We start from the raw sequence: 25,978 nt of genomic DNA on the forward strand, positions 1-25,978 counted from the left end.
AACCGAAAACAGCCTAAAAATGCTTGGCCAAAACCATAGAATCTCCCACAGGGTCCGTGTTGCGTCTGATTGAGATGTGTAGATACCCATGCTCATCGCTGGCAAGCCAGCTCCCACAGGGTCGGTGCATGCCGTACCTGTGGGAGCTGGCTTGCCAGCGATTGGCATAAGACCAGGCACCAGCTCTGTTCTGTTCGGTTTCATGCCATATAAAGCTACGAAACTTCACCGATCTCCGACTTTCTTGTAGGCAAATTCCCAAGCATACTCCCGCGGCCTTTCAGTCGTTGCGCACCGGGGAAACGCTGCCTAGTCTTGCCACCGTCGTTGATTCTTGACGACCGGCTTTGACAGGCCGTCCGTAAGGTTCCACCAGTGCCACATTCACCAGCCTTGGCCCCTGCGCTGAAGGTTCGTGTCATGGCGGCTGTGCGTGGGGCGCATTCGTGCGCGCCGGGATACCTTGCCTCGGTCTGTCAACCCACGTACAGCTGCCACCCGTTCGTTTGACAGCGACTCGTGACAGCATCACTTGCAAGGTGAAAGTCATGAAAAAGATCGTCCCCGATCCACCCGCTTCATCCCCACGTACCCTTACCGTGCATACCCCGTTCGCTGCCTGCGACGGCCAACACCCGCCGCTGTTCGCCGTCTGTGCCGGTGCTGATATCGAAGACGCTCTGGTGCATCTGGAGGTCATGCTGCGGACCTGCTACGAAACCAATCTCCAGGCCTGCGACACGGTCAAGGACCGTCACCTGGCCGGCATGCTCTGGGCCACCCAGCACACCCTGGAAGCTTCACGGGCATTGGCCGAATCGATGTTGAGGGGGATTGCCGAGCGGCGGGCTGGAGGTTGAGTCCTGGTTGACCGTTGATTCGGCAGGAGCTGGTTCGTCACGCGACATGCCAGCTCCTGATTTTCAAGTTGCCTCGCCAGTCACTATCGATTGCAGCCGTGACGCTTCGAGCGTTGACGCCTTCAGCAGCTCATCCCAGTCATCTGGTGGATGACCATTTCCGAGCATCCTGCCGAAGACTCGATAAGCATCATCGTTGCTCTCATAGGCTCGCTTGGTGTCTTCATCATTCACCCACGCCAGCACTATCACCTTGCTTGGCCCGTGGTAGCGGAAGAACAGCCGGTACTGCTGGAAGAACTTGGCCCGAAACCAGTGCTTGTGCCCAGCGCCCAGTGTGCTGCCCTGCCGATACTCAGGTTTGCCAGGATCTTGCGGAATGATGTCGAAAGCCAGGCGGGTAATTGCAGCCAGGCGCTTGCTGGCATTCTTTTGCTGGTATGTGGCGGGGTACTTTTCTTTTAGCGACTCGACCTGTTGGCTCAAGCGTTCGACCTGATCGAGGAAAAGCCCATAGGCGAAAATCGTCCAGCCATGAATGACTAGCGGAGCAGAGGTCATTCGTCATCCGCCGATAGGGGAGCATCCAGGTCGATCTCGACATTCGCCACCAAGCTTTGCAATCGCTGTACAAAATCCTGATCCAGCACTTTGAGATGCTGTGGATTCTTCGTGATATCGCGGGCGATGAAGGCCAGGAATTCACCCAGCACCGGATCATCCTCTGGCTCGAGGGCGCGGGTAAGTACGACTTCCCCATTTGGGCGGATGCTGTAGTGGATCTTGTCGCGCTTGCTCAGTTGCAAGGCGCGGCGCACGGTTTCCGGCACTGTGGTCTGGTAGCGATCGGTAAGAGTGGATTCGACTTCGAGTGTGGTGACCATGCTCTGCTCCAGCCTGGTGAAAGATGCAACGAAGGTAATGCGATTGCATTGTCTGTGCAAGGGTGGAGCGACCAGCGGATATTTTCTCTGGTCATAGTATGTCTGCACTGATGGCAGAGCCCGCATGCTAGAGCGCTCTTTAACGAAGCAACTCAAGAAAATTCAGCGCGGATGGCAAGGCTCTCTCTCCCGCAGCGTTGACACTCTCGTTTTCACTTGCTAATAATTCGCCATGTTGTACGACAACACACAACAAAAACTACAAACAGTGAAGCTACCCATGTCGACATCACCTTCGCTTTCCCCGCGCGTCTTCCCTATCCCGATTTCCCCGGCCAGCCCCTTCGGCTCGTCGCGTATCGCCGTGGGCGCCTGACGCCCCGCGTACCCGGTTCCACCCTTGGCCCCCCGTGGGCCGGATAAACCACCCGCCCTTTGCCGCAGGCCGCCGACGCGCGCCCGGTGGACGGACTGCCACACCCTCAGGGAGCACAACAATAATGAAAATCCGCCACACCCTTCCTTTGACCCTGCTCGGCACCGGCCTGCTCGCCAGCCTGCCGGCCACCAGCAGCGCCGCCGGTTTCATCGAGGATTCCAAGGCCACCCTCGGCCTGCGCAACTTCTACATCAACCGCAATTTCACCAACCCGGCCAACCCGCAGAGCAAGGCCGAGGAGTGGACCCAGAGCTTTATCCTCGACGCCCGCTCGGGCTTTACCGAGGGCACCGTGGGCTTTGGCGTGGATGTGCTGGGGCTGTGGGCGGTGAAGCTCGATGGCGGTGGCGGTACCTACGGTACGGCGCTGTTGCCGCGGCATGACGATGGCCGTCCAGCCGATGATTTCGGCCGCCTGGGGGTGGCGGGGAAGATGCGCATTTCCAAGACCGAACTGAAGGTCGGCGAGTGGATGCCGGTACTGCCGATCCTGCGCTCCGACGATGGCCGTTCGCTGCCGCAGACCTTCCGCGGCGGCCAGGTGACCTCCAATGAAATCGCCGGCCTGACCCTCTACGGCGGCCAGTTCCGCGGCAACAGCCCGCGCAACGACGCAAGCATGGAAGACATGAGCTACGGCGGCGGGGTGTCGGACCGCTTCAACTTCGTCGGCGGCGAGTACAAGTTCAACCAGGACCGCACCCTGTTCGGCCTGTGGAACGCGGTGCTCAAGGACGTCTACGAGCAGCAGTACCTGCAGGTCAGCCATCTGCAACCGGTCGGCGATTGGACCCTGGGCGCCAACCTCGGCTACTTCCATGGCGACGACGACGGCGCCGCCCGCGCCGGCAAGCTGGACAACAAGACCTGGTCGGGGATGTTCTCCGCCAAGTACGGCAGCAGCACCTTCTACGTCGGCCTGCAGAAGGTCGATGGCAACACCTGGATGCGCGTCAACGGCACCAGCGGCGGCACCCTGGCCAACGACAGCTACAACTCCAGCTTCGACAACGCCGAGGAACGCTCCTGGCAGGTACGCCACGACTTCAACTTCGCCGGCGTCGGCATTCCCGGCCTGACCCTGATGAACCGCTATATCAGCGGCGACAACGTGCACACCGGGGCGATCACCGACGGCAAGGAATGGGCCCGGGAGTCGGAACTGGCCTACGTGATCCAGAGCGGCACCTTCAAGAACCTCAGCATCCGCTGGCGCAACTCGACCATGCGTCGCGACTTCAGCAACAACGAGTTCGACGAGAACCGCCTGATCTTCAACTATCCGTTGTCGCTGCTGTGATCCTTTGCGGGGGTCGCCCGGCGATCCCCGCAACCAGGCGTTGACAGGTCTGCGAGTCCCTGTCGATAATCGGCAAAGTCATACGACAACCTACAACAACAGACAATACAGGGCCGGCCATGACCACCACCCCCCTCAAGCGCCTGCTGCTCACTGGAGCCGCAGGCGGCCTGGGCAAGATCCTTCGCCAACGCCTGAAAGGCTCTGCCGAGGTTCTGCGCCTGTCCGACATCAGCCCCATGGCACCTGCCGCTGGCCCCCATGAAGAAGTGGTGACCTGCGACCTCGCCGACAAGGCCGCGGTGCACGCACTGGTGGAAGGCGTCGATGCCATCCTCCACTTCGGCGGCGTGTCCACCGAGCATTCTTTCGAAGACATCCTCGGCCCGAATATCTGCGGCGTGTTCCACATCTACGAGGCGGCGCGCAAGCACGGGGTCAAGCGGGTGATCTTCGCCAGCTCCAACCACACCATCGGTTTCTATCGCCAGGACGAGCGCATCGACGCCCGTTCGCCGCGTCGCCCGGACAGCTACTACGGCCTGTCCAAGTGCTACGGCGAAGACGTCGCCAGCTTCTATTTCGACCGCTACGGCATCGAGACCGTGAGCATCCGCATCGGCTCGTCGTTCGATCAGCCACAGAACCCGCGCATGCTCTGCACCTGGCTGAGCTACGACGACCTGACCCAGATCATCGAGCGCGGCCTGACTACCCCGGACGTGGGCCACACCATCGTCTACGGCGCTTCCGACAACCGCACCGTGTGGTGGGACAACCGCTACGCCGAGCACCTGGGCTATGTGCCCAAGGACACGTCCGAGGTGTTCCGCGCCCAGGTCGAGGCTCAGCCGGCGCCGGCCGCCGACGATCCATCGATGGTCTACCAGGGCGGCGCCTTCGTCGCGGCCGGCCCCTTCAACTGACCCCGCGCGCCAGGAGGCACGGCCCATGAATTGCGAACTGATCGTCGACGCCCGCAACGGCACCGGTGAAAGCCCGGTGTGGCACGCCGGCGAGCAGGCCCTGTACTGGGCCGACATTCCCGCCCGCCAGCTGCACCGCTGGAGTGCTGCGGATGGCGCCCACCAGGTCTGGCAGGGCGACGAGATGCTGGCCTGCATCGCCCGTAGCGGCGATGGCTGGCTGGCGGGCATGGAGAGCGGGATCTTCCAGGTGACCGCCACTGCCGACGGTCGCCTCGACAGCCGCCTGCTCAGCCCGGTGAGCCATGCCCGCGACGGCATGCGCTTCAACGACGGCCGCTGCGACCGCCAGGGCCGCTTCTGGGCCGGCACCATGGTCATGGACATGCAGCAAGGCGTGCCGGCTGGCGCGCTGTACCGCTTCGACGGCGAAGGCCGCCTGCACCGCCAGATCGACGGCATGCTGGTGCCCAACGGCCTGGCCTTCAGCCCGGACGGCACGCGCATGTACCTCTCGGACTCGCACCCGAGCGTGCAGACCGTGTGGGCCTTCGACTACGACATCGACACCGGCACACCGAGCAACCAGCGGGTGTTCGTCGATATGCACGACTACCCGGGCCGCCCTGATGGCGCTGCCATCGACCAGGACGGTTGCTACTGGATCTGCGGCAACGATGCCGGGCTGATCCACCGCTTCACTCCGGACGGTCGTCTCGACCGCTCGCTGCAAGTGCCGGTGAAGAAGCCGGCCATGTGCGCCTTCGGTGGCGCCAACCTCGACACCCTGTTCGTCACTTCGATTCGCCCCGGGAACACCGACCTGTCCGACCAGCCCCTGGCCGGCGGCGTGTTCGCCCTGGACCCCGGTACCAAAGGCCTGGAGGAACCCGCCGCGCACTACTGACCGCTGCACCGCACAACCTGCCGTCATACAAGCCAAACCGGATAACAACAAAACACGGAGCTTCACCATGACCTTCAAACGCAAGCTGCTTCTTGCCGCGCTTCCTTTCGTCTTCTCTGCGTCCGCCTTTGCGCTGGACATCAAGTTCGCCGACGTGCACCCGGCCGGTTACCCGACCGTGGTCGCCGAGCAGAACATGGGCAAGAAACTCGAAGAGGGCAGCAACGGCGAACTCAAGTTCAAGATGTTCGCCGGTGGCGTGCTCGGCTCCGAGAAGGAGGTGATCGAGCAGGCGCAGATCGGTGCAGTGCAGATGGCCCGGGTCAGCCTGGGGATCGTCGGCCCGGTGGTGCCGGACGTGAACGTGTTCAACATGCCGTTCGTGTTCCGCGACCATGAGCACATGCGCAAGGTCATCGACGGCGAGATCGGCCAGGAAATCCTCGACAAGATCACCAATTCCGAATTCAACCTGGTGGCCCTGGCCTGGATGGATGGCGGCACCCGCAGCCTGTATACCAAGAAGCCGGTGCGCTCGCTGGAAGACCTCAAGGGCATGAAGATCCGCGTGCAGGGCAACCCGCTGTTCATCGACATGATGAACGCCATGGGCGGCAACGGCATCGCCATGGACACCGGCGAGATCTTCAGCGCCCTGCAGACCGGGGTGATCGACGGCGCCGAAAACAACCCGCCGACCTTGCTCGAACATAACCACTACCAGAACGCCAAGTACTTCACCCTGACCAGCCACCTGATCCTGCCGGAGCCGGTGGTGATGTCGAAGACCACCTGGAACAAGCTGACCCCTGACCAGCAGGCGCTGGTCAAGAAGGTCGCCCGCGAGGCGCAGTTCGAAGAGCGCGCGCTGTGGGACGCCAAGTCCGCCGCCAGCGAAGAGAAGCTCAAGGCCGCCGGTGTCGAGTTCATCACCGTGGACAAGAAGCCCTTCTACGACGCCACCGCGTCGGTCCGCGAGAAGTACGGCGCGCAATACGCCGACCTGATGAAGCGTATCGACGCCGTCGAGTAATACCGGACCCTTCAAGACGACCCGGCCGTGTGCGTCCTGCGCACGGCCGCTCTGGTGATGCCTATGAAATCGTTCTTCCTGCACATGAACGACACGCTGTACCGCGCCTGTATCTGGGTCGCCGGGCTGTCGATCCTGGCCATGTCGCTGATCATTCCCTGGGGCATCTTTGCCCGCTACATCCTCGGCACCGGCTCCAGCTGGCCGGAGCCGGTATCGATCCTGCTGATGGTGGTGTTCACCTTCATCGGTGCCGCCGCCAGCTACCGGGCCCGTGCCCATATGGCGGTGAGCATGGCCACCGACCGCTTGCCCGAGCCGCTGCGCAACCTGGTCGGCCTGCTGGTGCAGCTGCTGATGGTGGCGATCTGCATTTTCATGGTCTGGTACGGCGCCAAGCTGTGCATCACGACCTGGAACCAGTTCCTCGCCTCGCTGCCCGGCGTGCGGGTCGGCATGACCTATGCGCCGATCCCGGTCGGCGGTGTGCTGACCCTGGTCTTCGTCCTGGAAAAACTGCTGCTGGGTGACCAGAGCCACCGCAAGGTCGTGTGCTTCGACCTGCCCGAAGAAAACGAAGGAGTTGCGTAAATGGATGCCTTCATTCTGTTGGGCAGCTTCATCCTGCTCATCCTTATCGGCATGCCGGTGGCCTATGCCCTGGGCATGGCCGCGCTGATCGGCGCCTGGTGGATCGATATTCCGCTGCAGGCGATGATGATCCAGGTCGCTGGCGGGGTTAACAAATTCTCGCTGCTGGCGATTCCGTTCTTCGTCCTGGCCGGCGCGATCATGGCCGAGGGCGGCATGTCACGCCGGCTGGTGGCCTTTGCCGGGGTGCTGGTGGGCTTCGTCCGCGGTGGCCTGTCGCTGGTCAACATCATGGCCTCGACCTTCTTCGGCGCCATTTCCGGCTCGTCGGTGGCGGATACCGCGTCGGTGGGCTCGGTGCTGATCCCGGAGATGGAGCGCAAGGGCTATCCGCGCGAGTTCTCCACGGCGGTGACCGTGAGCGGCTCGGTGCAGGCGCTGCTGACCCCGCCCAGCCATAACTCGGTGCTCTACTCGCTGGCGGCGGGCGGCACGGTGTCCATCGGTGCGCTGTTCATGGCCGGGGTGATGCCCGGGCTGTTGCTTAGCGCGGTGATGATGGGCCTGTGCCTGATCTTCGCGAAGAAGCGCAACTACCCCAAGGGCGAGGTGATCCCGCTGCGCCAGGCGCTGAAGATCGCCGGTGAAGCCATGTGGGGCCTGATGGCCATGGTCATCATCCTCGGCGGCATTCTTACGGGGGCGTTTACCGCGACCGAATCGGCGGCGGTGGCGGTGGTCTGGTCGTTCTTCGTGACCATGTTCATCTACCGCGACTACAAGTGGCGCGACCTGCCCAAGCTGATGCACCGCACGGTGCGGACCATCTCCATCGTGATGATCCTGATCGGCTTTGCGGCGAGCTTCGGCTACGTCATGACGCTGATGCAGATTCCGTCGAAGATCACCACTGCGTTCCTGACCCTGTCGGATAACCGCTACGTGATCCTGATGTGCATCAACTTCATGTTGCTGCTGCTCGGCACGGTGATGGACATGGCGCCGCTGATCCTGATCCTGACGCCGATCCTGCTGCCGGTGATCCAGGGCATCGGGGTGGACCCGGTGCACTTCGGCATGATCATGCTGGTCAACCTGGGGATCGGGCTGATTACCCCGCCGGTGGGGGCGGTGCTGTTCGTTGGCTCGGCCATTGGCAAGGTCAGTATCGAGTCCACGGTGAAGGCGTTGCTGCCGTTCTATCTGGCGCTGTTCATGGTGCTGATGGCGGTGACCTACATTCCTGCCATCTCTCTTTGGCTGCCTAGCGTCGTGCTGTAAGCCTTGGGGCCGCTTTGCGGCCCTTCGCGAGCAAGCTCGCTCCCACGGAGGCACCACGGCACCTGTGGGAGCGAGCTTGCTCGCGAAGGGCTGCAAAGCAGCCCCAAAAACCTGCCGAGTCTCTCCTATATGGATCCTGCACATGGATGTTCCTGCGCTGTTTCCGCGCAAGCTGGCAATCGCACTCCTCGCGCTGCTGGCCTGTTCCTTCGCCGGCAACCATATCGCCGCGCGCTTTGCCTTCGATGACGGTACCGGGGTGTTGCTGGCGATTCTCTGTCGCTCCGGCATCACCTTGCTGGTCCTGGCCGGATTGCTCGCCTGGCAACGCCAGCCGCTGGGCTTGCCGGCCGGGACGCTGCCCTGGCAACTGCTGCTCGGCTTGCTGATCGCCACCCAGAGCCTTTGCCTGTATTCGGCAGTGGCGCGCATTCCGGTGGCCCTGGCGTTGCTGGTGGGCAATACCTTTCCGATGTTGCTGGCGCTGTTGGGCTGGGCCCTGGGCGGGCCGCGGCCGACCGGGCGCAGCGTGCTGTTCATGGGCCTGATTCTCTGCGGCCTGGTGCTGGCCCTGGATGTGCCGGCGCGCCTTGCCGACAGCGGCGAGGCCAACCCGCACTGGACCCTGGGCGTCAGCCTGGCGTTCTGCGCCGCCTGTGCCTTCGCCTGCGCCCTGTGGATAACCGACCACAAGCTGGCCGCGCTGCGCGGGCCGGTGCGCAGCCTGCTGACCCTGGTCATTGTGTTTTCCAGCATGTTGCTCGCCGGCATGAGCGGGGTGATGCCCAGCGGCCTGTCCGCACCGGGCAGCGCTGGCGGCTGGCTGGCACTGGCGAGCCTGGTGGTGCTGTACGGCATCGCCTTCACCTTGCTGTTCGTCTGCGTGCCGCGGCTGAACATGGCGCAGAACGCGCCGGTGATGAATATCGAACCCATCGCCACCATGCTGCTGGGCTGGGCCCTGCTCGACCAGCACCTGAGTGGCCTGCAACTGCTCGGCGGCGCGGTGGTGGTGGGCGGTATCGTCCTGCTCACCTGGCGCAAGAGCGGCTGAGATTCTTATCCACAGGAGCCCTTGATGGCCTTATCCGAGCTGTACCTGCAAGACCGCCTGACCCGCCTGAGCATCGCCCCTGAACTGGGCGCCAGCCTTGTCAGTTGGGAAGTGAAGGCGACCGGGCAGCCGCTGCTGCGCCCAGCCGATGACGAAGCGAAAGCCGCCGGCACACCACGGCGGCTGGGCTGCTATCCGCTGCTGCCCTGGTCCAATCGCATCGCCGGTGGCGGTTTCGAGCGGCCCGATGGCTGGCAGGCGCTGGCGCCGAATACCGATCATGATCCTTACCCGATCCACGGCAGCGCCTGGCAGCAGGCCTGGCAGGTGGATCATCACAGCGAGCGGCGCGTGCGCCTGACCCTCGACAGCGAATGGCCGTTCGCTTACCAGGCGACGCTGGATATTCATCTGCACGAAGGCTGCCTGAACCTCGATCTGCATGTCACCCACCTGGATGAGCAAGCCAACTGGTATGGCCTCGGCCTGCATCCGTACTTTCCGCGTTATCCACAGACCCGCTTGCAGGCTGCGGCAAGCCGGGTGTGGCTGGCGGAGGAGGGGCGTTTGCCGTCGTACGAGGCGGAGATTCCCGAGGATTGGCGCTTTATGGAGCTGGCAGGATTGCCGGCGCGGCAGGTGGATCATGCATTCAGCGGCTGGGCAGGTGATTGTGTGATCGAGCAGCCGGGGTATCGCCTGGAATGCCAGGCCACTGGGGCGGATTACTTTTTGCTGTTCTGTCCCGAGGACAAGCCGTTCTTTTGTGTCGAGCCGGTGAGCCATCCGGTCAATGCCCATCATCTGCCGGGACGGCCGGGGTTGAGGTTGCTGGAGCAGGGGGAGGAGGCGAGCCTGGGGTTCAGGTTGCAATACCAGCCAGTCTCACGCTGACCCTTGTGGGAGCGGGTTCACCCGCGATGGCGATGCTGGGCTCACTACCGCAATCGCGGGTGAACCCGCTCCCACAAGGGGCGCAGTGACCAATAAAAAAGGGCCGCGATTGCGGCCCTTGTCGTTTGTGAGTATCAGGCAATGGCCTGATTGCCTCCGGTGGCAGTTGTCGAGTGCTGGACCGGAGTCGCAGTCACTTCCTTCGCCACCTTCCACACCAGCAACGCCGCGACGATATCGAACGCCGCCAGCACCACGAACAGCGGGCTGTAGCCGATCTGGGTGACCAGGATGCCGAAGGCCAGGGTGAACACCGTCGCGCCGAGGTAGCCGCACATGCCGCCCATGCCGGTGGCGGTGGCGACCTGGTCGCGGGTGAAGGAGTCCGAGGTGATCGAGTAGAGCGCGCCGGACAGGGTCTGGTGGGCGAAGCCACCGATGCACAGCAGCAGGATCGCGGTGTAGGGGCTTTCCACCAGGCCGATGCAGGCCGGGCCGATCATGCAGCTGGCGCCGAACACCAGGACCATCTTGCGCGAGGTGAACAGCGACACCTTGAAGTAGCGGTGGAACCACGGGCTCAGGTAGCCGCCGAGGACGCAGCCGATATCCGCGGCGAGGAACGGCAGCCAGGCGAACATCGCGACTTCCTTGATGTTCATGTGCCGCTCGGTCATCAGGTACAGCGGGATCCAGGCGTTGAAGGTCTGCCAGGCCGGCTCGGAGAGGATGCGCGCCGAGGCGATGGCGTAGAAGTTGCGGGTCTTGAAGATCTTTTTCCAGGCGCCGGGCTCGCGCTTCTCCTGTTTGAAGTGGGCTTCCTGGCCGGAGAGGATGTGCTCGCGTTCTTCATCGCTCAGGCGTTTCTGGTCCCGTGGGTGCTTGTAGAGCAGCATCCACAGCAGGGTCCAGATGATCCCCGCGACGCCAACCAGGACAAAGGCCAGCTGCCAGCCACTGTGCAGGATCGCCCAGACCACCAGCGGCGGGGCGAGCAGGGCGCCGAACGACGAGCCGATATTGAACCAGCCGATCGCTACCGAACGTTCCTTGGCCGGGAACCACTCGGTGGTGGCCTTGACCCCGGCGGGCAAGCCGGCGGCTTCGGTCATGCCGAGCAGCCCGCGCATGAACGCCATGCTCTGCCAGCCACTGGCCAGGGCCGCACCGGCACAGGCGACGGACCAGGCCAGGGCGAACACGGCGAAGCCGAGCTTGGTGCCGATAAAGTCGATCAGCCAGCCGGCGATCGGCTGCATCAGCGCATAGCAGAACTGCCAGGCGGCGACGATCTTGGCGTATTCGGCGGTGGAGATGGAGAGGTCGGTCATCAGGGTGGGCGCGGCCACCGACAGGGTGTTGCGAGCGAGGTAGTTGACGACGAGACCAGCCGTGACAAGGCTGACCATCCACCAACGGATGCCTTTTATTTTCATGGTTCACCTGGAGTTATTTTTAGCGGTGCGGTGCTTGTCTCGGCGCTGGCATGGCGATTTGAGACAAATTATTTCAAGGCAAGGATGTCATGTTGTGTGTTATCGTACAACACAATTTGTTACGTGTCCTCTGCATGCCTTTACGATGGCTAGCGCCGAGGCGTTTACCTGATTGACAGCGCACCGTATCGAGCATCAATCGAGGAGGGCCTCGATTGTTATACGATGTCTTTGGGGCGTTTGCGCTGAAGAGTCCGTGGGAGGGAGTAGTGGAGGCGGGATGACTCTGCATCAACGGGTGTGACGCTGGAGGGAGAGGTTTCGGGAATAAATGGCTTTTTGAGATCGTTTAGTGATCGCGAATGAGTCTGAAAGTTGCAGGTAACATCTCGCTGTAAAGAGAGCCGCGCTATGCGCGGCTCTCTTCATCTGGATTTACATCCAGCCTGGGACGATGAACAGCAGCCAGGCCAGCAGCGGTCCGAATGCCACCACCAGCCCGCTGTAGACAAGGAAGCGACGGAACAACGCTTCGCGCTCTTCCTTCGCAGCCGAAGCCACCACCAACGCGCCATTGGTGGAAAACGGGCTGACGTCCACCACCGTGGAAGACACCGCCAGCGCACAGATCACGCCTGCCGCGCTGAGGTGGCCCTGCATCAGGAATGGTACTGCCAGCGGGATCGTGGCGCCCAGTACGGCCGCCGAAGAGGCGAAGGCGGAGACGATACCACCGACATAGCAGACCAGCAGTGCACCCAGGAGCGGAATGCCGATGGCGCTGACACCGTGGCCGACGAAGTCAACCGCACCGGCCTTCTGCAACACGGCGACATAGGTCACCACACCGCTGATCAGCAGCACCGTGGACCAGCTGATGCCGTCTACCGCGCCCTTCTGCGCAGATGGCGAGACCACTGCGATGGCAACCGCGACGGTAATCGCCACCAGGCCAACGTTGAGGTCATACACCAGCGCGGCGATGCCCAGGCCCAGCAGGCCGGTAAGCGTGATCAGGTGATCGCGGTTGATGCGTACGTCATCCAGCGCCTGCGGATCATTGGACAAGGTGCCACCACCGGCACTGACCACTGCGCCATGGCCCTCGATGGCAAACTGGCGCGACGATGCTTGCGCGCCGGCGATCAACGGCTCATCGACCACGGCAGGGGCGCGGCGCAGCAGTGCGATGCCGCCGAAGGCGAAGAAGCAGATGAACGCCATCAACACGTTGAAGCCGAGGCTGGTGAGGAATACAGCCATTTCCGTGACGTCCAGTCCGGCCTTTTGCACCACCTGGTTGGTGATGCCGCCATACACGCTGATTGGTGAAAATCCGCCCGCCTGTGCGCCGTGGATCACCAGCAGACCCATCATCAACGGATTGATCTCGTACTGCTTGGCAAAACGCAGCGCGACAGGGCCGATGATCGCGACCGCCGCCGGACCCAGTGCGCCGAAGGCGGTGAGCATGGCGGTGACGATGAACATCACCCACGGAATGGCCACGATATGGCCTCTTACCGCCTTCACCGCCCAATGCACCAGCAGGTCGATGGTGCCATTCTTCTGGGCGATGGCGAACAGATAGGTAATGCCGACCAGGGTCAAAAACAGATCGCCGGGAAATCCTGCAAGGACTTCCTTGCCACCCATGCCGACCCAGATGCCGCCGACGATGAACGCCAATGCAAAGCCGACGGCGCCCATGTTGATGGGCAGCGCCGTGGCTACGATGAACATGATCACCAGACCGATGATCGTTGCGATTTCCGGACTCATTCATCCTCCCGAGACACTTTGTTCGTTCCATCCGATGGCGACCCGCCATCCAGGGGTACTGCATGGTTTTCCGATCCTGCGCGCCTGTTCATGCGCGCGCGCACGTCGTTTCCACCCCTTCCAGGAGGTCCTCCAGCGTGATGGCATCGGCCAAGGGACAGATGAGCGCTACACCGTAGATGATCATTGTTTTTATCCTCGCTTACGCTTCGAAGTTATTGTTCTTGTGCTTCGGTAATCGGAACTGCTTTCGGCTGTGGTTCTCCTCCTGATGCTGCAGTGCGTCCAGAGTATCCAGGCGCGAAGTCGATCCAGGACGTCGGGATATCTACTCGGGGCCGGTCGCGGACGTCATCCACCAGCGGGTTGATGCGCAGGCTCTGCGGGCCGGCGAAGGAGAAGTCGAGCTTGGGGGGTGCCTGCCTGGCCGAGACGGCGCGACCAGTGCGGCGGGGGAGAGGGTCTTGTAATTGTCATTGAAGACTCCACGAGTTCCGCTGTGGAGGCACATTAGAAGTGCCAGCGGTGGGGTATCAATCAAGCGAGCAGGCGTTTCGTTACTCTAAGGTTAACTATTTTGTGCAGGGCCTCTTCAAGGACTCGTGAGCTAGAGCAGTTCCAAGGCTAACGCCCACGCAAACCAGGCGAGGAGGATGTGCGCAGCGGGGATACATGAAGGGCAGGAATGTGCGGGAAACGCTTGGAGGCATTCAGAAACAAGAAAGCCCGCACGGGGCGGGCTTTTCAGGTCGTTTCCAGTCATGCGGGAGCATGTGGAAACATATGTTTGGTGGAACCGGGGGGATTTGAACCCCCGTCCGCCAGTGTTCCGCTGTCGGTACTACATGCTTAGCCGTGTCTATTGAGTTAATCCGCAGCCGCCCGACGGGCAGGGTGCTTTGGACGAGTTGTGTAAGTTTTAGCCGCTTCGTCCACAACGTACTGCACGGCGATCCTGTTCTGTATGACAATCATTTCGGGTTTACAGGCATCCCCTGATGATTGCTGGAGCCGAAGCTACCAGAAGAGCGGGCTCAGCTGCTTACGCAGCGAGAGCGTAGCCCTCGTAGTTTTCGTCATTGGCAACTATAGAAAGTTGCAACAGTGGATTTACGAGTTCTGTTACCAACTCGGCATGCACCTAGAGTTTCACTACCGGCGTCGAATCCTAATCGGCCCCAATTTTTCAGCTCTAAGCTGACGCCTTTTCAGGCGCGTAGGGCGGAGTATACGCCATCATCCGGGCGACGTACACCACCGCCCGGATGCTCTGGCCTACTGGCTGCCGCCGCCCTTGGTGGTGTTCTCCAGATCTTGCAGGGCCTTGCTGGTGAGGGCGATGCAGTCCTTGTCGTTGCCGGCGGTTTTCGCGGCCCGCGCATCGTCGGCCTGTTCCTTCACCGATTTGACCAGGTCTTCGGACGTGGCGCCGAGACTGGCCAGCTGGTCGTCGATCTTCTGCAGGTTGGCCGTACACAGGTCGTCCGCCGCGAACACAGGGGAGGCTAGCAGTGCGGCGGTCATGAACAGTCCGGTAATCGCAGTACGCTTCATGTGAATCTCCTTGGCTGGAAAGGCCTCGGGAGTGGGCCTTGAGCGGTGGACTGCACCGCTCTCGAAGGAGTTCACAGGAATGTCATGACTGGCTGGCTCGTCGTTCCAGCCGGTCGTCAGCACCGGTCAGATGGCGCGCGGACGGGTGACCCGGTCCACCAGGTAGACCAGCCCGTGATAGTCGATGCCGGCATGGCTCGACAGGCCGATCTCGCAGGTACGGCTGGTGGAGATCCCTTCCTCGCAGTACTGCACCGCGTCCTTCAGGCTGCGCAGCGAGTGGGCGTTGAGCTCCGGCGTGGTGAAGCCCTTGTCGCCAGCGAAACCGCAGCAGTGGATGCCTTCGGGAATCACCACTTGCTTGCTGCACAACCGCGCCAGGTCGATCAGCGCCTGGCTTTCGCCAAGGTGCTGGGTGCTGCAAGTCACGTGTACGGCGACCGGGGCGTCCTGCGGGGTGAACTCCAGCTTGTCGAGCAGATGGGTGCGGATGAAGCGCACCGGGTCGTACATGTCCAGGCGGGTTTCGGCCAGGTCCTGGACCAGGCGCAGGGTGCACGGGCTGGTGTCGCAGTAGATCGGGTCGAGGCCGCCGCGGCTGGCATGCAGCAGGGCGCTGAGCAGTTCCTGGCGCTTGTGCTCGGCCTGCTCGGCGTAGCCCTTGGAGGCGAACGGCTGGCCACAGCAGAGGCTGTCCTGGTTGTCCGGGAAGACCACCTGGTAGCCGGCCTTTTCAAGGAGGGCGCGGGTCTTGTCCAGCAGCGAGGTCTGTTCCTTGTCGCCGGCTGCCGGGCCCATGACTCGCGAGACGCAGGCCGCCAGGTAGACCACCCGTGGTCGCGCATCGTTGCTGGCGAGGCTGATCTGCGGCGATTTCAGCGGTTGCGGCATGGCCGGGGTCCACTGCGGCAGGCGGCCCTTGCTGGCCTTGCTCAGCGACTGGCTGATCCGGCCCAGGCGCGGTGCGCCGAGCAGGCGACGGGCGCCGTTGGCGACACGCAGGGTCAGGCGCGCGCCGCTGAGTGCGGTGTGGAAGTTCTCCGCCAGCCAGTCGGCGGTCTTGCCGTGATGGGCGACCTGGCCGCGCAGTTTTTTCACCAGCTCGCCGGTGTTGATCCCGACCGGGCAACGCTGGGCACACAGGCCGGTGGCGGCGCAGGTGTCGATGCCCTGGTACTGGTAATCGCGCTCCAGCGCCGAGGTATCTTCGCCGGCGCGTTTTTTCGCCTGGATATCCCGCCACATGACGATGCGCTGGCGCGGGCTGAGGGTCAGTCCCTTGGACGGGCAGACCGGCTCGCAGAAGCCGCACTCGATGCACTTGTCCACGATCTCGTCCGCCGCTGGCAGCGGTTTCAGATTTTTCAGATGGATATCCGGGTCTTCGCTGAGGACCACATCCGGATTGAGAATGCCGTTGGGGTCGAGCAGACGCTTGAGCTTCCACATCAGTTCGTAGGCGTCCCGGCCCCATTCCAGCTCGACGAAGGGCGCCATGTTGCGTCCGGTGCCGTGCTCGGCCTTGAGCGAACCGCCGAACTCCACCGCCACCAGCTGCGCCACGTCGTCCATGAAGGCCTGGTAGCGCGCGATTTCCTCGGCACTGTTGAAGCCCTGGGTGAAGACGAAATGCAGGTTGCCTTCCAGCGCGTGCCCGAAAATGATCGCTTCGTCGTAGCGATGCTTGTCGAACAACTGGATCAGGCGGTTGACGCCCTCGGCCAGTTGTTCGACGGGGAAGGTGACGTCTTCGATGATCACCGTGGTCCCGGTCTGACGCACTGCGCCGACAGCGGGGAAGGTGTCCTTGCGAATTTTCCACAGCAGGTTGTAGACCGCCGGGTCTTCGCTGAAGTCGACTTTCTGCTCCAGCGGGAAATCGGCGATAGACGCCATGATCTGCGCCAGTTGCTCGTGCAGCAGGGTCTGACTGGCGGCGCGGGATTCGATGAGCAGGGCGCAGGCGTTTTCCGACAGGCCTTTCACCCATTCCGGCATGCCCGGCTTGTTCTGCACCGAGCGCATGCTGCGGCGGTCGAGCAGTTCCACGGCGGAGACCGGTTGCTGCTTGAGCACGGTCACGGCACGGCAGCAGCTTTCCACGCTGGGGAAGACGATCAGCGCCGAGGCCTTGTGCGGGTGGTCGGGTACGGTGTCGTAGGTGACCGCGCTGATGAAGCCGAGGGTGCCTTCGGAACCGACCAGCAGGTGTTGCAGGATGTCGAGCGGCTGGTCGTAGTCCACCAGTGCATTGAGTGACAGACCGGTGGTGTTCTTCAGTCGGTATTTGTGCCGGATGCGTTCGGCCAGTGCTGTGTTGGCGCGGGTTTCCCGGCCAAGGCGGGCCAGTTCGGCGAGCAGTTCGGCGTGGCTGGTTTCGAAGGCGGCGACGCTGGCCGGATCTTCGCTGTCCAGGCGGGTGCCGTCGGCCAGCACCAGGCGCAGGCCGGCGAGGGTGTGGTAGGTGTTCTGCGCGGTGCCGCAGCACATGCCGCTGGCGTTGTTGGCGACGATGCCGCCGATCTTGCAGGCATTGATTGAGGCCGGATCGGGGCCGATCTTGCGTCCGAACGGTGCCAGCCAGGCGTTGGCCTGGGCACCGATGACCCCGGGTTGCAGGCGGATCTGCTCTCCCTGGCCGCGGATTTCGCGGCCGTTCCAGTTGTCGCCGAGAACGATCAGCACCGAGTCGCTGATGGCCTGGCCGGACAGGCTGGTGCCGGCGGCGCGGAAGGTCACCGGCACGCGGTCGCGCTGGGCCAGGTGGATCAGGCCGACCACTTCGTCTTCGGATTCGACCCGCACCACCAGCTTGGGAATCAGCCGATAGAAACTGGCATCGGTGCCGAAGGCCAGGGTCGAGGTGGGATCGTCGAAGCGGCGATCGGCGGGAATCAGACGCTCGGCATCGCGCAGGAACGCGGCGGGCAGGCTCATGCAAACTCCTCGCGGAGCCACGGCGTCTGGCGCGCCGCGTGCCCCGGTCAATCAGGCGGTATGAAGTGCGGGCGCGCGGTCAGGCGCCCAGTTCGCGGACCAGCGAATCGCGGGTGATCTCGCTGATCGACTTGGCGCCGGTCAGCACCATGGCCACGCGCATTTCCTTCTCGAACAGTTCCAGCAAGTTGCGCACGCCGGCTTCGCCGTGGGTGGCCAGGGCGTAGAGGAAGGCGCGGCCGATCATCACGGTGTCGGCGCCGAGGGCGATCATGCGCACTACGTCGAGGCCGCTGCGGATGCCGGAGTCGGCGAGGATCTTGATATCGCCCTTCACTGCGTCGGCAATGGCCGGCAGGGCGCGGGCGCTGGACAGCACACCGTCGAGCTGGCGGCCGCCGTGGTTGGACACGACGATGCCGTCGGCGCCGAATTTCACTGCATCGCGGGCGTCATCGGCATCGAGGATGCCCTTGATGATCATCGGGCCGTCCCAGAATTCGCGGATCCACTCCAGGTCTTTCCAGGAAATGGACGGGTCGAAGTTGGCGCCAAGCCAGCCGATGTAGTCGGCCAGGCCGGTGGGGTTGCCACGGTATTTGGAGATATTGCCGAGGTCGTGCGGGCGGCCGAGCAGTCCGACGTCGAGGGCCCATTGCGGATGGGTCATGGCCTGCCAGACGCGACGCAGCGGGGCGTTGGCGCCGCTCATGCCGGAGTGGGCATCGCGGTAGCGGGCGCCGGGGACCGGCATGTCGACGGTGAACACCAGGGTTTTCACACCGGCGGCCTTGGCTCGTTCCAGCGCGTTGCGCATGAAACCGCGGTCTTTCAATACATAAAGCTGGAACCACATTGGCCGGTCGATGGCCGGGGCGACTTCTTCGATCGGGCACACCGAGACCGTGGACATGGTGAACGGAATGCCTTTCGACGCCGCTGCACGGGCTGCCTGCACTTCGCCACGGCGGGCATACATGCCGGTCAGGCCGACCGGGGCGAGGACCACCGGCATGTTCAGGGTTTCGTCGAAGAGCTGGGTCTGCAGGCTCAGTTCCGACATGTTTTTCAGAACGCGCTGACGCAGGGCGATGCTGGCCAGGTCCTCGACGTTATGCCGCAGGGTGTATTCGGCGTAGGCGCCACCGTCGGCGTAATGGAACAGGAACGGCGGCAGCTTGCGCTGGGCCGCGGCGCGGTAGTCGGTGGAGGCAGAAATGATCATGGGATCTCGCAGCTATGTGTGTGAGAAGGCAACTGCCGGGCGCGTCGGAAACGGCGCCCGGCCCCTGTCACTTTAGTGAACCAGCATACCGGTCAGCCAATACGCCTGGATCAGGGTGATCAGGCCGACGATGGTGGCGAAGAACAGGCTGTGCTTGAGGGTGAAGCGGAACAGATCGGATTCCTTGCCGACCAGGCCGGTGGCGGCGCAGGCCACGGCGATGGACTGTGGCGAGATCATCTTGCCGGTCACGCCGCCGCTGGTGTTGGCTGCGACCAGCAGGGTGTCGTTGACCCCGATCTGGTGCGCGGTGGTGGCCTGCAGCGAGCTGAACAGGGCGTTGGACGAGGTGTCCGAACCGGTCAGGAACACGCCCAGCCAGCCGAGGAACGGCGAGAAGAACGGGAACGCGGCGCCGGTGCCGGCCAGGACCAGGGCCATGGTCGAGGACATGCCCGAGTAGTTGGTGACGAAAGCGAAGGCCAGGACCATGCCGATGGACAGGATCGGCCAGCGCAGTTCGTAGAAGGTTTCCTTCAAAGTGGTCAGACCAGTTTTGAAGTTGATCTTCAGGACGATCATCGAGATCAGCGCGGACAGGAAGATCGCGGTGCCGGTGGCGGAGATCGGGTCCAGCTTGAACACCGCCGGGATCGCGGTCGGGTTGGCGACGATCGGGGCGGTCTTGATGACCAACTGATCCAGGTGCGGGATGGCGAAGTTGAATACCCAGCTGTACATCGCGCCGCCGGAGGCAAAGGCGGCCTTGAATGGCTTGAGGGTCCAGATGGTGACCAGCACGGTGAGGATCAGGAACGGCGACCAGGCCTTGAAGATCTCGCCGAAGCTGTAAGGGGTTGGCTGGGCACCGGTCTTGACCACGTCGGCGCCGACGCCGGCGGTCGCGGTGGTGAAGGATTTCTTCGGCTGCCAGACCTTGAGGAACAGGGTCAGGGCGATCAGCGAAGCCAGGGCCGAGGTGATGTCCGGCAGTTCCGGGCCGATGAAGTTCGAGGTGAAGTACTGGGTGACGGCGAAGCTCAGGCCGGCGACCAGGGCGGCAGGCCAGGTCTCCTTCACGCCTTTCAGGCCGTCCATCATGAACACCAGCCAGAACGGCACGAACAGCGACAGCAGCGGCAGTTGGCGACCGGTCATGGCGCCGATATGGAAGGCGTCGATGCCGGTGACCTGGCCGGCCACGATGATCGGGATGCCCAGGGCGCCGAAGGCCACTGGCGCGGTGTTGGCGATCAGGCACAGGCCGGCGGCGTACAGCGGGTTGAAGCCGAGACCGACGAGCAGGGCGGCGGTGATGGCAACCGGCGCACCGAAACCGGCCGCGCCTTCGAGGAAGGCACCGAAGCAGAAGCCGATCAGCAGGACTTGCAGGCGCTGGTCATCGGTGATCGACAGCACCGAGCTGCGGATCACTTCGAACTGGCCGCTCTTGACCGTCAGTTTGTAGAGGAACACTGCGGCGACGATGATCCAGGCGATGGGCCACAGGCCGTAGGCAAAACCGTAGCCGGCGGCGGCGAAGGCCATGTCGGCAGGCATCTGGAAGGCGAAGATCGCTACCAGGATCGACAGGGCGAGGGTAATGCTGCCGGCGATATGTCCCTTCATGCGGAACACGGCCAGCGCCAGGAAGAAGAACACGATTGGAATGACCGCCGCCAGGGCGGACAGGCCAAGACTACCAAGCGGACTATAGAGTTGTTGCCAGGTTTGCATGTGGGATGGCCCCTAATTGTTTTTGGTAAGGCGCTGGCATTGGTTAATTGGTAAGACCAATTTACAATGGCGAGGCGCTAGGTTAAAAGCCTCGCTGTGGGTGTGTCAATTTGTCCTCGTGAAACTTTCGTCGAAGCTCCGATGAGCGGGCTGACTGAGTGGTAAGGAAAGTTGCCAACTGATGGGTGTGGCGAGGGGCTGGATAGGCCAGAATATGCGGCCCCGAACTGACTCGGGATTGTGGAGAGCACGTGATGGTTTTCGACCAGGTCCGCCAGCGCCGTTTGTCCGACGATATCGTCGAGCGGCTGGAGGGAATGATTCTTGAGGGCACCCTGACCGCCGGCGAACGCCTGCCGGCCGAGCGGGTGCTGGCTGAACAGTTCGGTGTCTCGCGCCCGTCGTTGCGCGAGGCGATCCAGAAACTGGTGGCCAAGGGCATGCTGGTCAGTCGCCAGGGGGGCGGCAATTATGTGGCTGAAGCGCTGGGAACGACCTTCAGCGATCCCCTGCTGCAACTGCTCGAAAGCAATCCGGAAGCGCAACGCGACCTGCTGGAGTTTCGCCACACCCTGGAGGCGTCATGTGCCTATTACGCGGCCATGCGCGCGACCGATGTCGATCGCGAGCGGCTAAAGGCGGCATTCGATACTCTGCAGGATTGCTATACCCGCAACGACGAAGTGAGCCGGGCCGAAGAAGGCGCCGCCGACGCGCGCTTCCATCTGGCGATCGCCGAGGCCAGTCATAACGCGGTATTGCTGCATACCATCCGTGGGCTGTTCGATCTGCTCAAGCGCAACGTGGTCACCAATATTGGCGGCATGTACAAGCAGCGCGCGGAAACCCGCGACATGCTGATCAGTCAGCATCGGGACCTGTATCTGGCGATTGTCGAGGGGCGTGCGCAGGAAGCTCGCGAGGTATCGAGCAAGCACATTCTCTATGTGCAGGAGGTGCTGGAAGAGGTCAGGCAGGAAGTGCAGCGGGTGGCGCGGGCGGAGCGGCGCAAGGGGCGCTGATTTTGTGTTGGCGCTGATGGCCTAATCGCCGGCAACGCCGGCTCCCACAGGGATCGCGTACATCGCCGAACCTTGTGGGGAGCCGGCGTGGCCGGCGATGAGGCCATCAAGGGCCAGGCAGAACTAGTCTTCCTTGCCCTTGTTGCGAACGGCACGCTGCAGCTCGCGATCGGAATCACGCTCGCGCTGGGTATCGCGCTTGTCGTATTCCTTCTTGCCCTTGCCCAGGGCAATTTCACACTTGATCAAGTGTTTGCTCCAGTACATGGACAGCGCGACGCAGGTGTGGCCCTTCTGCTGCACGCCCACGAACAGACGTTCCAGCTCGCGGCGATTGAGCAGCAGCTTGCGGGTGCGGGTCGGGTCGGCGATGACGTGGGTACTGGCGGTCGTCAGCGGGGTGATGTGGCTGCCCATCAGCCAGGCTTCACCGTCCTTGAGCAGCACGTAGCTGTCCACGAGGTGCGCCTTGCCGGCACGCAGGCTTTTTACTTCCCAACCGGACAGGACCAGTCCGGCCTCGAATTTGTGTTCGATGAAGTAATCGTGTCGCGCTTTCTTGTTCTGCGCGATGGTCCCTGTCGGATGTTTCTTTTGTTTGGCCATAGGGGCGGCATTATAGGCAGTCGCCGCGTCGGCGGCTACGGGGGAGTGGCGAGCTTGAGGCGATGCGGTGAATCCCGGACAATGCGGCGGATTTTTCCCGGCCGGGCTGTTGTCATCAGAGGGTGATGCGGCCATCGGCGGGTTGATGGGCGGCCTATTCTTTGTTCTAGTGGCGCCCGTTTGTCCCTTTTGTTCACGTTTGGAAATGACGCCTGGATGACTACCCATATTCAACGGTCGGCCCTGCTGCCTTATCCCGCTCAGGCGCTCTACGATCTGGTCAACGACGTTGCGCGCTATCCGGAGTTCCTGCCCTGGTGTTCAGGGGCCAAGATCCTGGAGGTCAGCGACACCGCGATGCGGGCTCGGGTCGAGGTGGCGAAGGGTGGGCTTAACCAGCATTTTGTTACGAGCAATGTGCTCGTGCCGGGGCAGTCCATCGAGATGAATCTGGAGGAGGGGCCGTTCAGTCAGTTGCACGGACTCTGGGTGTTCAAGCCGCTGGGTGAGAAGGCCTGCAAGATCAGTCTGGATCTGTCCTTCGAGTATTCCGGGGCGTTGGTCAAGGCGACCCTGGGGCCGCTTTTCAACCAGGCGGCGAATACGTTGGTCGATGCGTTCTGCCAGCGGGCCAAGCAGCTCAACAGCTGAGCCTGGCGCTGGGTGCAGATGCAAAAAAGCCCGAACATGTTCGGGCTTTTTTATGCGTACCGGAATTACTCGGTCTGCAGGGGTTCCTGGGTTGGAACCGGCATGACCTCGATGGTATCGACGTCGCGCTGGATCTTCTCTTCCAGCGAGCCTGGGCGGGCAGGCTTGTCCTGCTGCACCGGCTGGGCCTGGTTCTGCCCTGGCTGGCTGACCGTCGTGCCGCTTTCGCTGCCGAGGATTTCCTGGTCGCGGCTCTTGCCTGGCATGAAGTCGCCGGACAGGCTGGCCAGTTGGTCATTCTCATTGAAGAAGATGCTGATGCGTTCCTGTTGGCGCTCACCACCACCAGGTTGCAGGCTGTACAGGTAATCCCAACGATTGGTGTGGAAGGTATCCTGGATCAGCGGGTTGCCCATGATAAACCTTACTTGGCGACGGGTCATTCCGGGGCGCAATTGGTCTATCATGTCCTGCGTTACGACATTGCCCTGCTGGATGTCGATTTTGTAAACCCCGGGGAACGAGCAACCGGCGAGTGCGAGCAGTCCCACGAGGGTGAGGCTGGTTAGCAAGAGCTTGGTGTTTTGCATCGGTGGGCGACTTCCACTATCTTGGCTGGACAACGTAAACCCCGATCATACCCGTATTCAGAGAAGCTGCGAAGCAGCATCGGCGAGAAAGCTGACCATGGTTGAAAATAGCGAACTGCGCAAAGCCGGTCTCAAGGTAACTCTGCCTCGAGTCAAGATCCTACAGATGCTCGACTCCACCGAGCAGCGCCACATGAGCGCTGAAGATGTCTACAAGGCATTGATGGAAGCTGGAGAAGATGTCGGCCTGGCCACGGTCTACCGTGTCCTCACCCAGTTCGAGGCGGCTGGCCTGGTCGTGCGTCACAACTTCGACGGCGGTCATGCGGTATTCGAACTGGCCGATGGCGGTCACCACGACCATATGGTCAACGTGGATTCCGGTGAAGTGATCGAGTTCTTCGATCCTGAGATCGAGAAGCGTCAGAAGGAAATCGTTGCCCAGCACGGTTACGAACTGGTCGACCACAATCTGGTGCTGTACGTACGCAAGAAAAAGTAAGCGTCCGCGTTTACTGTAGAAAAAAGAAGGCGACCTCCGGGTCGCCTTCTTTGTTTTCGGGGTCAGCCCTTGCTGGTCACCACCATCTTTTTCGCATGGGCCAGGGACTCCTTGGTCAGGTCGATGCCGCCCAGCATGCGCGCCACTTCTTCGACTCGCTCCCGCTTGCCCAGGCTGGCGACGGCGGTGTGGGTCGCATCGCTGTTGCGCACCTTGTGTACGAACAGGTGGTGATGCCCCTGTGCTGCCACCTGCGGGAGGTGCGTCACGGTCAGTACCTGGCCGCGCTCACCCAGGCGGCGCAGCAACTGGCCGACGATTTCTGCAGTCGGGCCGCCGATACCGACGTCCACTTCATCGAAGACCAGCGTAGGGATGCGCGAGGTCTGTGCGGTGATGACCTGGATCGCCAGGCTGATCCGTGACAGCTCGCCACCCGATGCGACTTTCGCCAGCCCTTTGAGCGGTTGACCCGGGTTGGCGCTGACCAGCAGTTCTACCTGCTCCAGGCCATGGGGGTGCAGATCCTCGCCGTTACCTGGGCGCAGTTCGATGCAGAAGCGGCCACCCGGCATGCCCAGACGCTGGATTTCCTGCTCAACGGCTGCAGCAAGCTGGGTCGAGGCGCGCTGGCGCAGGCTGCTGAGTTCGCCGGCCTTCTCATGGTAGTGGCGGGTGTAGGCCTTGAGTTCGTCTTCCAGGCGTTCGATGGACTCGTCGTTGGCGTTGAGGCTTTCCAGCTCTTCTCCCAGGCGCTGCTGCAAGTCGATCAGCTGGCTGGGGTGGATACGGTGCTTGCGCGCCAGGGTGTACAGGGTGTCGAGGCGTTCTTCCAGTTGCTGAAGGCGCATCGGGTCGGCATCGAAGTTGTCGAGGAAGCGATTGAGTTCGCCGACAGCCTCCTCGACCTGGATCTGTGCGCTGGCGATCAGGTTCACTGCCTCGCCCAGGGCGCGGGGTGCGTTCTGCACGGCGGTCAGGCGATTGAGGCTGACGGTCAGGGCGCTGAGCACGTTGCCTGAGTCGCTTTCGCTGCAGTGGTCGATGACCTGGCGGCAGATACCGAATAGCGCCTCGGCGTTGGTCAGGTTCTTGTGTTCCTGCTCCAGTTGCTCCAGCTCGTTCTCGCCCAGACCCAGGTTGTCCAGCTCTTCAAGCTGGTAGCTGAGCAACTGGTGGCGGGCGCGCTGCTCGTCGCCGGAGTTGCGCAGGCGCTCCAGTTCGACGTGGCTCTGCCGCCAGCGTTGGGCGGCCAGTTGGACCTGGCGTGCCAGGTCGGTGGCGCCGGCATATTCGTCGAGCAGGCGGCGGTGGGTGTCGGTCTTGAGCAGGGACTGGTGTTCGTGCTGGCTGTGGATATCGATCAGCAGTTCGCCCACAGCTTTCAGGTCGCCGAGCGGGCAGGGGGTGCCATTGATATAGCCGCGACTGCGTCCTTCCGCAGTGATGACCCGGCGCAGGATGCACGGGCCGTCGTTGTCCAGGTCGCGTTCAGCCAGCCAGGTGCGGGCCTCGGGGATGTCGACCAGGTCGAAGGTGGCGAGGATATCGGCCTTGTCCGCACCGGGGCGCACTACGCCACTGTCGGCGCGATCGCCCAGGGTCAGGCCCAGGGCGTCGAGCATGATCGACTTGCCGGCCCCGGTTTCGCCGGTGATGACGCTCATGCCGCGGGCGAGTTCGAGGTCGAGGTGTTCGACGATGGCGTAGTTATGGATGGACAGGTGCACCAGCATGCGGGCGGCTCCCAGAAGTCAGGTCTGGTTA

The 25,978-nt window shown here is 62.6% G+C and carries 23 protein-coding genes and 1 other RNA gene; 12 read left to right on the plus strand and 12 right to left on the minus strand.

The window, feature by feature from the left end:
* The first annotated feature begins 548 nt into the window (after positions 1-548).
* Positions 549-860, plus strand: a complete 312-nt coding sequence (locus ACODSK_RS14315; RefSeq protein WP_489016936.1) for a hypothetical protein — start codon at positions 549-551, stop codon at positions 858-860.
* A gap of 63 nt (positions 861-923) precedes the next feature.
* On the opposite strand, the gene ACODSK_RS14320 is transcribed toward ACODSK_RS14315, so the two are convergent.
* The gene (locus ACODSK_RS14320; protein ID WP_489016938.1) at positions 924-1,421 is read right to left on the minus strand and encodes a type II toxin-antitoxin system YhaV family toxin; all 498 of its coding nucleotides are present in this window, start codon (positions 1,419-1,421) and stop codon (positions 924-926) included.
* Positions 1,418-1,744, minus strand: coding sequence for a type II toxin-antitoxin system PrlF family antitoxin (locus tag ACODSK_RS14325; RefSeq protein ID WP_489016940.1), 327 nt, complete (start codon positions 1,742-1,744; stop codon positions 1,418-1,420). Before ACODSK_RS14325 ends, ACODSK_RS14320 begins: the two co-directional genes overlap by 4 nt.
* Before the next feature lie 500 nt (positions 1,745-2,244).
* Here ACODSK_RS14325 and ACODSK_RS14330 point away from each other — a divergent pair, with 500 nt between their 5' ends.
* The 8 genes from ACODSK_RS14330 (at position 2,245) to ACODSK_RS14365 (ending at position 10,169) form a co-directional block, all read left to right on the plus strand.
* A complete protein-coding gene (locus ACODSK_RS14330; protein WP_489016942.1) occupies positions 2,245-3,483 on the plus strand; it encodes an OprD family porin in 1,239 nt (412 codons plus the stop codon).
* A 119-nt stretch (positions 3,484-3,602) separates the two neighbouring features.
* A complete protein-coding gene (locus tag ACODSK_RS14335) occupies positions 3,603-4,409 on the plus strand; it encodes an NAD-dependent epimerase/dehydratase family protein (protein WP_489016944.1) in 807 nt (268 codons plus the stop codon).
* Between the two features lie 25 nt (positions 4,410-4,434).
* The gene (locus ACODSK_RS14340) at positions 4,435-5,316 is read left to right on the plus strand and encodes a glucurono-1,5-lactonase (RefSeq protein WP_489016946.1); all 882 of its coding nucleotides are present in this window, start codon (positions 4,435-4,437) and stop codon (positions 5,314-5,316) included.
* Positions 5,317-5,383: 67 nt separating this feature from the next.
* Entirely contained in the window at positions 5,384-6,349 is a 966-nt protein-coding gene (locus tag ACODSK_RS14345) for a TRAP transporter substrate-binding protein (RefSeq protein ID WP_489016948.1), read from the plus strand.
* Between the two features lie 63 nt (positions 6,350-6,412).
* Positions 6,413-6,940 (plus strand): TRAP transporter small permease, encoded by a 528-nt coding sequence (locus ACODSK_RS14350; protein ID WP_489016950.1) that lies wholly within the window; start codon positions 6,413-6,415, stop codon positions 6,938-6,940.
* Positions 6,941-8,221, plus strand: coding sequence for a TRAP transporter large permease (locus ACODSK_RS14355; RefSeq protein ID WP_489016952.1), 1,281 nt, complete (start codon positions 6,941-6,943; stop codon positions 8,219-8,221).
* 142 nt (positions 8,222-8,363) lie between these two features.
* A complete protein-coding gene (locus ACODSK_RS14360) occupies positions 8,364-9,275 on the plus strand; it encodes an EamA family transporter (RefSeq protein ID WP_489016954.1) in 912 nt (303 codons plus the stop codon).
* Positions 9,276-9,299: 24 nt separating this feature from the next.
* The gene (locus ACODSK_RS14365; protein ID WP_489016956.1) at positions 9,300-10,169 is read left to right on the plus strand and encodes an aldose 1-epimerase; all 870 of its coding nucleotides are present in this window, start codon (positions 9,300-9,302) and stop codon (positions 10,167-10,169) included.
* A gap of 134 nt (positions 10,170-10,303) precedes the next feature.
* Here ACODSK_RS14365 and ACODSK_RS14370 read toward each other — a convergent pair whose 3' ends face one another.
* The 7 genes from ACODSK_RS14370 to ACODSK_RS14400 form a co-directional block, all read right to left on the minus strand.
* Entirely contained in the window at positions 10,304-11,605 is a 1,302-nt protein-coding gene (locus ACODSK_RS14370) for an MFS transporter (RefSeq protein ID WP_489016958.1), read from the minus strand.
* A gap of 435 nt (positions 11,606-12,040) precedes the next feature.
* Positions 12,041-13,387, minus strand: a complete 1,347-nt coding sequence (locus ACODSK_RS14375) for an SLC13 family permease (RefSeq protein WP_489016960.1) — start codon at positions 13,385-13,387, stop codon at positions 12,041-12,043.
* 788 nt (positions 13,388-14,175) lie between these two features.
* Positions 14,176-14,567: a transfer-messenger RNA gene (gene ssrA, locus ACODSK_RS14380) on the minus strand.
* A 95-nt stretch (positions 14,568-14,662) separates the two neighbouring features.
* Positions 14,663-14,941: a hypothetical protein gene (locus tag ACODSK_RS14385; RefSeq protein WP_489016962.1), complete on the minus strand. Its 279-nt coding sequence runs from the start codon at positions 14,939-14,941 to the stop codon at positions 14,663-14,665.
* A 126-nt stretch (positions 14,942-15,067) separates the two neighbouring features.
* The gene (locus ACODSK_RS14390) at positions 15,068-17,878 is read right to left on the minus strand and encodes an FAD-binding and (Fe-S)-binding domain-containing protein (RefSeq protein WP_489016964.1); all 2,811 of its coding nucleotides are present in this window, start codon (positions 17,876-17,878) and stop codon (positions 15,068-15,070) included.
* A gap of 79 nt (positions 17,879-17,957) precedes the next feature.
* Positions 17,958-19,103, minus strand: a complete 1,146-nt coding sequence (gene lldD / locus ACODSK_RS14395; protein ID WP_489016966.1) for an FMN-dependent L-lactate dehydrogenase LldD — start codon at positions 19,101-19,103, stop codon at positions 17,958-17,960.
* 72 nt (positions 19,104-19,175) lie between these two features.
* Entirely contained in the window at positions 19,176-20,840 is a 1,665-nt protein-coding gene (locus tag ACODSK_RS14400; RefSeq protein WP_489016968.1) for a lactate permease LctP family transporter, read from the minus strand.
* A gap of 254 nt (positions 20,841-21,094) precedes the next feature.
* Between ACODSK_RS14400 and ACODSK_RS14405 the strand changes: the two genes are divergently transcribed.
* Positions 21,095-21,862, plus strand: coding sequence for a GntR family transcriptional regulator (locus ACODSK_RS14405; RefSeq protein ID WP_489017059.1), 768 nt, complete (start codon positions 21,095-21,097; stop codon positions 21,860-21,862).
* A 123-nt stretch (positions 21,863-21,985) separates the two neighbouring features.
* On the opposite strand, the gene smpB is transcribed toward ACODSK_RS14405, so the two are convergent.
* Complete coding sequence (gene smpB / locus ACODSK_RS14410) at positions 21,986-22,468, minus strand: SsrA-binding protein SmpB (RefSeq protein WP_489016970.1); 483 nt, start codon at positions 22,466-22,468, stop codon at positions 21,986-21,988.
* Between the two features lie 216 nt (positions 22,469-22,684).
* On the opposite strand from smpB, the gene ACODSK_RS14415 reads away from it, so the two are divergent.
* A complete protein-coding gene (locus ACODSK_RS14415) occupies positions 22,685-23,119 on the plus strand; it encodes a type II toxin-antitoxin system RatA family toxin (RefSeq protein WP_489016972.1) in 435 nt (144 codons plus the stop codon).
* 65 nt (positions 23,120-23,184) lie between these two features.
* Here ACODSK_RS14415 and ACODSK_RS14420 read toward each other — a convergent pair whose 3' ends face one another.
* The gene (locus ACODSK_RS14420) at positions 23,185-23,709 is read right to left on the minus strand and encodes an outer membrane protein assembly factor BamE (protein ID WP_489016974.1); all 525 of its coding nucleotides are present in this window, start codon (positions 23,707-23,709) and stop codon (positions 23,185-23,187) included.
* A gap of 97 nt (positions 23,710-23,806) precedes the next feature.
* Here ACODSK_RS14420 and fur point away from each other — a divergent pair, with 97 nt between their 5' ends.
* Entirely contained in the window at positions 23,807-24,211 is a 405-nt protein-coding gene (gene fur, locus ACODSK_RS14425; RefSeq protein ID WP_042125706.1) for a ferric iron uptake transcriptional regulator, read from the plus strand.
* A gap of 62 nt (positions 24,212-24,273) precedes the next feature.
* Here fur and recN read toward each other — a convergent pair whose 3' ends face one another.
* Positions 24,274-25,947 carry a DNA repair protein RecN gene (gene recN / locus ACODSK_RS14430; protein WP_489016976.1) on the minus strand — a complete coding sequence of 558 codons (1,674 nt, stop codon included), beginning with the start codon at positions 25,945-25,947 and terminating at the stop codon, positions 24,274-24,276.
* Between the last annotated feature and the right edge of the window lie 31 nt (positions 25,948-25,978).

The organism is Pseudomonas sp. FG98 (genome assembly GCF_057808595.1).